The organism is Pseudomonas sp., from assembly GCF_035277045.1.
Classification (GTDB): domain Bacteria; phylum Pseudomonadota; class Gammaproteobacteria; order Pseudomonadales; family Pseudomonadaceae; genus Aquipseudomonas.
In genome coordinates this window covers 1-2438 of sequence record NZ_DATELE010000253.1, presented here as the reverse complement: position 1 = coordinate 2438, position 2438 = coordinate 1, and the positions used below count along the sequence as shown (strand labels likewise).

Here is a 2438-nt window from a genome sequence, read left to right as displayed (position 1 = left end):
GGTGCTGGGCTTGCCACGCGAGCGTACCGCCCAACGCTTTACCGCCAACCTGCTGATCGCCTTCATGCCGGCAGTGGTGCTTGGCGTGCTGTTCGCCGACCTGATCCATGAATACCTGTTCAACCCGATCACCGTCGCCGCGGCGCTGGTGGTTGGCGGCGTGATCATGCTCTGGGCCGAGCGCCGCGAGCACCGGGTCGACGTCGATCACGTCGACGAGATGAACTGGAGCCATGCCCTGAAGATCGGTTTCGTGCAGTGCCTGGCGATGATTCCAGGCACTTCGCGTTCCGGTTCGACGATCATCGGCGGCCTGCTGTTCGGCCTGTCGCGCAAGGCGGCGACCGAGTTCTCGTTCTTCCTGGCCATGCCGACCATGGTCGGCGCGGCGGTGTACTCGGGCTACAAGTACCGCGACCTGTTCCAGCCAAGCGACTTTCCGGTGTTTGCCATCGGCTTCGTGGTGTCGTTCATCTTCGCCATGATCGCCGTGCGTGCCTTGCTCAAGTTCATCGCCAACCACAGCTACGCGGTGTTCGCCTGGTATCGCATCGTCTTCGGCCTGCTGATCCTGGCGACCTGGCAGTTCGGCTGGGTCGACTGGGCCACGGCGCAGGGCTGATGGCGGCCCGCACGCCCGCCGCCGCGCGCCGCGTCAGCAGCGAGACCGCGGTGCGCCATCCGCGCAGCAAGCTGCTGGCCTTTGCGGGTCTGTGTGCGCTGCCGGTGGGCGGTGCGGTGCAGATGGGCCTGGGCGGCCAGTCCTGGCTGCCCTTGCTGGCCTATGCGCTGCTCAGCGTCGTGAGCGTGCTGTTGTACGGGAACGACAAGCGTCAGGCTCGCCAACAGGGGCAGCGCACGCCGGAAAAGGTGCTGCATGCCGCCGAGCTGTTCGGTGGCTGGCCAGGCGCCCTGGTGGCTCAGCAACTGTTCAGGCACAAGACGCGCAAGGTGTCCTACCAGGCGATGTTCTGGGTGATCGTTGCGCTGCATCAGCTGTTCTGGGCCGATCATCTGCTGCTGGGTGGTCGCTGGCTCGGCAGCATCCTTGCGCCACTGCTCGTGTAGAACGGCACGCTTCAGACGTAGCGGTCTCCACATGCCTCGAACGAAGCCACCAGATGATCAATCCACACCCGCACCGCCGGCAGCACGCCGCGCCGATGGGTGTACACCGCTTGCAGATAGCCGCCGGGCAGCGACCAGTCCGGCAGCAGGCGCACCAGTTCGCCGCGTTCAAGTTCTTCCTCGCAGTACATGATCGGCAGGGCCGTGAAGCCCAGCCCGGCCATGGCGGCCGTCTTGCGCACCACGAAATCGTCTATCGACAATCGCGCCTCCACGGCCAGCTCGTGCTGCTGGCCCTTCGGACCGTGCAGGCGCAGATGAATCAGGCGGTCCGGCTCCGCCGGGCCGAGCGCCGGCAACTCGGCCAGCTGCGCGGGCTGCGTGAGGTGATCGGCGAACCCTGGCGCGGCCACCAGTTGCATTTGTGCCTGGCGCAGGCGACGCGTGACCAGGGCAGGGTCTTCATCTCCCAGCTCGCGCACGCGCAATGCCACGTCCACGCCTTCGCTGACCAGGTCGACACGGCGGTTGACCAGCAGCATGTCCAGCTGCACCAGCGGGTACTGCTGCAGGAAACGTGTGATGACCTCGGGCAGGAAAGCCGTGGCCAGCGCCACCGGGCAGGAGACCCTCAGGCGCCCGCGCGGTTCGCTGGTCATGCTGGCGACGGCCTCGTCGGCCATTTCGGCTTCCAGCAGCATTGCCTGGCAGTGGCGCAGGTAGCGCTCGCCGACCGCGGTGAGCGTCAGTTGGCGGGTGGTGCGCTGCAGCAGTCGTGTGCCAAGGCGTTCCTCGAGCTCGGCGATGCGCCGCGACAGGCGTGACTTGGGGATGCCCAGCGCACGGCCGGCCGCGGCGAAGCCACCGGCCTCGACCACGCGGGCGAAGTAGAACAGATCGTTGAGGTCCTGCATGGCTGAAATCCATTGTCCTATCTACGGGACAAAGTAATGCATTTTTGCGGGGTTATCAGCTATTCGTCATTCCGGTAGGATTCTCCCCATCGTGACCGCCCAGTCGCGGCCTTCATTACAGGAGCATCCCATGAAACTGCTGCACATCGATTCGAGCATCCTTGGCGAAAATTCCGCTTCCCGCCAGCTGAGCGCCAGTGTTGTCGACGCCTGGAAGGCTGCGGACCCGAGCATTGAAGTGGTCTACCGTGACCTGGCGGCCGACGCCATCAGCCATTTCTCTGCAGCGACTCTAGTTGCCGCGGGTACGCCTGAGGAGCTGCGTGATGCTGCTCAGGCTCATGAAGCGAAACTCAGCGCCGAGACGCTGGAAGAATTCCTTGCCGCGGACGCTGTCGTGATTGGTGCCCCGATGTACAACTTCAGCGTGCCGACCCAGCTCAAGGCGTGGATCGA

4 protein-coding genes are annotated in these 2438 nt (G+C 65.1%); 3 read left to right on the top strand and 1 reads right to left on the bottom strand.

The features are described 5' to 3' along the window. On the top strand, window positions 1-622 hold a 622-nt coding region (locus VJS90_RS14195), incomplete at its 5' end, for an undecaprenyl-diphosphate phosphatase (protein WP_324122279.1). After that, entirely contained in the window at window positions 622-1068 is a 447-nt protein-coding gene (locus VJS90_RS14190) for a DUF1294 domain-containing protein (protein WP_324122278.1), read from the top strand. The genes VJS90_RS14195 and VJS90_RS14190, both read left to right, overlap by 1 nt. A gap of 11 nt (window positions 1069-1079) precedes the next feature. Here the strand turns inward: VJS90_RS14190 and VJS90_RS14185 are convergent, their stop codons facing one another. Next, the gene (locus tag VJS90_RS14185) at window positions 1080-1982 is read right to left on the bottom strand and encodes a LysR substrate-binding domain-containing protein (RefSeq protein ID WP_324122277.1); all 903 of its coding nucleotides are present in this window, start codon (window positions 1980-1982) and stop codon (window positions 1080-1082) included. Between the two features lie 130 nt (window positions 1983-2112). On the opposite strand from VJS90_RS14185, the gene VJS90_RS14180 reads away from it, so the two are divergent. Continuing rightward, a partial coding sequence (locus tag VJS90_RS14180) for an NAD(P)H-dependent oxidoreductase (protein WP_324122276.1) occupies window positions 2113-2438 on the top strand: 326 nt, incomplete at its 3' end.

Excerpts from the sequence above, each read along its gene's own strand:
- VJS90_RS14190 (WP_324122278.1), top strand. The coding sequence starts at position 622 with ATGGCGGCCCGCACGCCCGCCGCCGCGCGCCGCGTCAGCAGCGAGACC.
- VJS90_RS14185 (WP_324122277.1), bottom strand. The coding sequence starts at position 1,982 with ATGCAGGACCTCAACGATCTGTTCTACTTCGCCCGCGTGGTCGAGGCC.